The following is a 5,391-nucleotide window of genomic DNA, read 5'->3' as shown; positions in this document are numbered from 1 at the left end:
GGAGGAGGCGGGGCAGCCACGTGCGCCGCCTCCGCGGTCCGCGTGCCACCGCCGAAGTGCCAGACCACGCCGATGGAGGCCATGTCGACGTCATCGCGCCGCGCAAGCGCATCCCTCACGCGGTAGCGCTCCCATTCGGCGCGCACCGCCAGCGTCGGCGTGAATGCGTATTCCAGGCCCAGGCCGACCTTGGGGCCCCAGCCGCGCTCGGTGCGCGAACCGACGAAGGGGCCGGCGACACCGCCGGTGCCCGTCATTTCCGTGCGCGCCTGGGTGTAGGCCGCACCGACCCGCCCGATCACGGACAGCTTGTCGTTCCACACCGGCCAGGTGCCGACGAGGTCCAGGTGCGCCCCGCGCAGCCGCGTGCGTTCACCCAGCGAGCCCGTGGTCGTGGTAAAGGTGCCGCCATAGCGTCCCAGGTCGTGGTAGCCCAGCTCCAGGCCCAGGTTGCGGCTGAACTGCCAGCCGCCGTAGATCTTGTAGGCCGTGTCCTTGTTGTCGCTCGTGAAGGTGCGGAACGGCGAGGTGAAGAAGCGCTCGTCCACGTGCGCGCGCGTCTGGCCCACGCTGGCGCCCACGTAGCTGTTGGACGTCATGGACGACATGGAGGACATCATGGACTGGGCCATGGCGGGGCCGCCGGAGGCCGCGGCCAGGACCGCGATGCCCAGGCATCCCAGGCGGAATGTCGGCGGAGGTGGATCGACAGGTTTCATGCAAGCTCCCGGGTTGGTTGGTCTTGAGTGCAGGCGAGTATTCCCAAGGCCCGCCCGCCCGTGGGGCGTCGGCCCAAGGGTGCATGTCAAAAACAACGCGCAGGTGCAACCGCGCTTTGCTGTGCCTGCGCTGGCGTCCAGGCAGGGCGGCTCGGCACGGCCTTGCACGGCCATATTCCGGGCATATCCCCGGCCATATGCCGGCCAGCCCGGTGTCGTCAGTGGGATTGGGGACGCCCTGCGTCGTCGCGCAGCTGCGCGAGCCAGGCGTCGATCTCGGCCTGCGTCAGCGCACTCTGGCCAGGGTCTTCACAGCCGAGGATCCAGTCGGCCACGTGGTCCCAGAAGCGGCTTTCCTGCGCGTGGGTGGGCTCGTCCATGGCCCCAGTGTGGGACGGCCATGCCGCCGACCTTGTCAGCGCAAGCCGATGCACGGCGTGCGCGCCGCAAACGCCCCGTGCACGTTCAGGGCGCGCAAGGCCGCCGGCCCTGGTCCAGGGCGACACGAATGGAAGCAAGATGGGCCCCAGGCGGGCCCAGTGTTTGACCTTGTTGCAGTGCCCGGCCGCAGGGCTCGCGCGCCGCCGTGCGGGCGGCGCGCGACGGCTCAGATCGCCGCGCTGAAGCCGATGCGGAACGTGCGCGGGGCGCCGGGGTAGAGGTACACGTGGCCGAACTGCATGGGCGACTCGCGCCAGTAGCGCCGGTCGCCCAGGTTGTCCACGCCCAGGGTCCAGGCCGTCTGGACCTCGCCCACGCGGCGTTCCCAGCGCAGGGCCGCATCCAGCCGGGTCCAGGCCGGGATGGAGATGCTGCCGTCGGGCAGCACCGTGCGGCTGCCCTCGTGCGAAGCCCGGCCGACCAGCTCGGCGCCCGCCAGGCCCGGCAGTTTCCAGCCCAGCTCGGCGCGTGCGATGAAGGCCGGGACGTTCACCGGGCGCTGGCCGTTCACCTCCGGCTGCAGCACGCTGCCCTCGCGCCGTGCGTGCAGCCACATGCCGCTGGCGTTTGCGCGCCAGGCACCCTGGGTCCAGCCAGCGGCCGCTTCCAGCCCGCGGTGCACGGCCTCGCCGTCGAAGGCCCCGGTGCAGGCGACGCCGGTGTTGTTGCAGTCCTCGATGTTGCTGACCGGGCGGTGGATCTCGAAGGCGGCCAGCTGCCAGGTCCAGGGCTGGCCGCCGCCCTTGAGCCCGGCCTCGACCTGCCGCGACTTGAGCGCCGGCAGCACGGCGCCGGGGTTGGCGTAGATGGCCCCGTTGTTGGGCACCACCTGCGACTCCACGCCCTGGCCCCAGCTGGCATACGCCATGGTGGACGCGGCCAGCTTGTACGAGACTGCGGCCCAGGGCGTGCTCAGGCCCTGGGTATAGGCCGTGGCGCCCGTGCCGTCATTGGCCACGCTCTCGCGGTGCAGGCGCGTGTGGCGCAGGCCGATCCAGGTGGACAGTCGCGGCGTCCAGGTGATGGCGTCCTGCACGGAGATCTCGGTGGAGCGCTCGTCCAGCCGGGTGCCCGAGAAGGCGGGCGTCGGGTCGGAGGGCACCACGGTCATGCCGTCGACCGTGCCCGTGCCCACGTAGTTGTAGGCGTAGTCGGGCAGGCGGTTCTTCACGGTGGATTCGAGCAAGCCCAGCGAGAGCGCATGGCGGATGCCGGCGGTCTCCAGTGTGCCGCGCAGCGTGGCGGAGGCTGCGTCCTGGCGGCGTCGTTCGCCTTCGCTGCGGTAGTCGTAGTAGTCGAAGCTGCCGTCGCTGCAGTAGCGGTCGTAGTTGCCCTCGGCACTGCAGCCGAAGGGGAAGGCGGTGTAGTCGTTGCTGCGCAACTGCTGGCGCCCCGCCTGCAGCACCAGCTTCCAGTCCGGGCTGAGGGCCTGCGTGAAGCGCAGGGTGCCGGTGGCCGCGTCGAAGCGCGAGGGCTGCGCCCAGGGCTGGTTGTTCAGGTTCAGGCGCGGGTCGGGCACGGCGGGCAGCGTGTCGCCGAGCAGGCTGAAGCCCACCTGGCTGGCCTGCGACTTGCGGCTCCACTCGCCCTCGGCTTCCAGCAGGGAGTCCCTGCCGATGCGCCAGTCCATGGCCAGCGCCACCAGGCTGCGTTCACCGTCCAGGTTGTGAACCTCCGGCCGCAGGCGCTCCTGCGCCACGTTGAGGCGATAGCCGAACGCGCTGTCGGCGCCGAAGCGCCCGCCCAGGTCCACCGCACCCAGCAGGCTGCCGCGCGAGGTGTACTCCAGGCGAACGGCACGCAGGTCGGTGTCCGTGGGCCGCTTCACCACGTAGTTCACCAGGCCGCCCGGCGCGCTGGTGCCGGCCTGGATGCCGCTGGTGCCCTTGAGGATCTCCACCCGCTCCTTGTTGTCCAGCGGGATGGTGGTCTCGGCGTTGATGGGCAGTCCCTCGCGCCGGTAGTTGAAGCGGTTGTCCAGCGTGAAGCCGCGGATCGCGAGGAAGTCCCAGTAGCCGGGCGCGTCGTAGGCGTCCGTCACCGACGGATCGAAACCCGTCAGGTCGGCCAGGCGGCGCGCGCCCACGGCCTCGATCTGCCGGTTGCTGACGACGTCGACAGAGACCGGCAGTTCCTGCACGGGCACGGCGCCGAAGCCGGCGACGTCGGGCGCCGGCACCTGCCCGGTGACGGTCACGGGCGCGAGCGTGGCCTGCTGCGCGAACGCGGGCGCCGCCGCGGCCGCGAACAGCAGGGCGATGGCCCCGGGAATGCGGCCGAGCCGCGTGGACGGTGCGTGGAATGCCATACGTTTCAAAGACCTCAACGTGATGGCAGGGCGGCTTGCCGCGGGCGCGATGTGCCGTGGAGAAGACGGCGGCGACCCGGAGAGCTTGCTTCCCTGCGCGAGGATTACCTCAATCAGGTTCAAAGGGACTTTCTCAGTCGCCGCGCAAGCGCGCGGCAACACCCCCAGCGAAGTCGCGATGGTAACGGATTTCCGGGCCGGCGCCCGGCCGTGGCTAGAGCACCTCGGAGGCGAAATCCGCCAGGCGCGAACGCTCGCCGCGTGCCAGCGTGATGTGCCCGCTGTGCGGCCAGCCCTTGAACTTGTCGACCGCGAAGGTCAGCCCCGAGGAGCCCTCGGTGAGGTAGGGGGTGTCGATCTGCGCCAGGTTGCCCATGCAGATGATCTTGGTGCCCGGGCCGGCCCGCGTGATCAGCGTCTTCATCTGCTTGGGCGTGAGGTTCTGCGCCTCGTCGATGATGACGTACTTGTTCAGGAAGGTGCGGCCGCGCATGAAGTTCATGCTCTTGATCTTGATGCGGCTGCGGATCAGTTCGTTGGTGGCCGCGCGGCCCCACTCGCCGGCGCCGTTGTCGGTCTTGGCCAGCACTTCGAGGTTGTCGTCCAGCGCGCCCATCCACGGGCCCATCTTCTCTTCCTCGGTGCCGGGCAGGAAGCCGATGTCCTCGCCCACGCTCACGGTGGCGCGGGTCATGATGATCTCGGTGTAGCGGCGGTCGTCCAGCACCTGGGTCAGGCCGGCGGCCAGGGCCATCAGCGTCTTGCCGGTGCCGGCGGTGCCGGTCAGTGTGACGAAGTCGACCTCGGGGTCCATAAGCAGGTTCATGGCGAAGTTCTGCTCGCGGTTGCGCGTGGTCACGCCCCACACCGCGTTCTTCAGGTGGCCGTAGTCCTTGAGCGTCTTGAGCACCGCGGTCTTGCCGCGGATCTCGGTGACGCGGGCGTAGAGGCTGGGCTCACCCGGGGCCTCGAAGAAGACGAACTGGTTGATCAGCAGGCTGGGCACGATGGGCCCGCTGATGCGGTAGTAGGTGTGGTGGCCGCTCTGCCAGCTCTCCACCGTCTTGCCGTGCTTGGACCAGAAGTCCGGCGGCAGCGCGAGCGCGCCGGCGTACAGCAGGTCCAGGTCGTCCAGCGTCTTGTCGTTCTGGTAGTCGTCGGTGATGAGGCCGAGCGCGCGCGCCTTCACGCGCATGTTGATGTCCTTGGACACCAGCACCACCTCGCGCGGCGCATGCTGCTCGCGCAGCGCGGCGACCACGCCCAGGATCTGGTTGTCGGCCTTGCCCTGCGGCAGGCTGGCGGGCAGGTGGTTCACCAGCGGCTGGGTCTGGAAGAACAGGTTGCCGCCGGCTTCCGGGTGGCCGGTGGTGTCCAGCTTGAGGCCGGAAGCGATGTCCGCCCCCTGGGCCCCGGCCAGTGCGTCCAGCGAGCGGCTGGCCTGGCGGGCGTTGCGTGCCACTTCCGTGGTGCCCTTCTTGTGGCCGTCCAACTCCTCCAGCACGATCATGGGCAGGAAGATGTCGTGTTCCTCGAAGCGGAACAGGCTCATGGGGTCGTGCATCAGCACGTTGGTGTCCAGCACGAAGAGCTTGCGGCCTTCGCCGGTGCGCGGCTTGCGCGCAGGCCGCGAGGCGGCCTGGGCCCGGCGTGCGGGCTGCGCGGGCGCAAGGGCCGGTGCCTGGGCTGCGGGCTCCGCACGGGCTTCGACCGGCTCGGCCGCGGGCAGTTCGACGGGCTCGCGCAGGGCTTCGGCCGGCGCGCCACCCGCCTGGCGGGGATCGAAGTCCAGCGCGGCCTGCGGCCGCTCAGCCGCCGGATGCGGCGTGGATGCCTCCGCTTTTCGAGCGGGCCGCTGCACGGTACGGGCGGGAGCATCGAAGGCTTCCGCGGGGAGCAGGGAGGCGCGCTTGGTGGGGGCGG

At 70.4% G+C, this 5,391-nt stretch carries 4 protein-coding genes and 1 riboswitch; all 4 genes read right to left on the bottom strand.

Annotation, left to right across the window (positions count from 1 at the left end; all coding sequences use genetic code 11):
* A partial coding sequence (locus IM725_RS19480; RefSeq protein WP_193782304.1) for an outer membrane beta-barrel protein occupies positions 1-719 on the bottom strand: 719 nt, incomplete at its 3' end.
* A gap of 218 nt (positions 720-937) precedes the next feature.
* On the bottom strand, positions 938-1,099 hold the full coding sequence (locus IM725_RS19475) for a hypothetical protein (protein ID WP_193782303.1): 162 nt from the start codon (positions 1,097-1,099) through the stop codon (positions 938-940).
* A 227-nt stretch (positions 1,100-1,326) separates the two neighbouring features.
* Positions 1,327-3,468, bottom strand: a complete 2,142-nt coding sequence (locus IM725_RS19470; RefSeq protein WP_193782302.1) for a TonB-dependent siderophore receptor — start codon at positions 3,466-3,468, stop codon at positions 1,327-1,329.
* 73 nt (positions 3,469-3,541) lie between these two features.
* Positions 3,542-3,644: riboswitch (TPP riboswitch) on the bottom strand.
* A 38-nt stretch (positions 3,645-3,682) separates the two neighbouring features.
* Positions 3,683-5,329 (bottom strand): PhoH family protein, encoded by a 1,647-nt coding sequence (locus IM725_RS19465; protein ID WP_407692541.1) that lies wholly within the window; start codon positions 5,327-5,329, stop codon positions 3,683-3,685.
* Positions 5,330-5,391: the final 62 nt, after the last annotated feature.

Source organism: Ramlibacter aquaticus (assembly GCF_015159745.1).
GTDB classification, from domain to species: domain Bacteria; phylum Pseudomonadota; class Gammaproteobacteria; order Burkholderiales; family Burkholderiaceae_C; genus Ramlibacter; species Ramlibacter aquaticus.
Note: the sequence above shows the minus strand (reverse complement) of the source record. Positions and strands in the feature narration are given on the sequence as shown.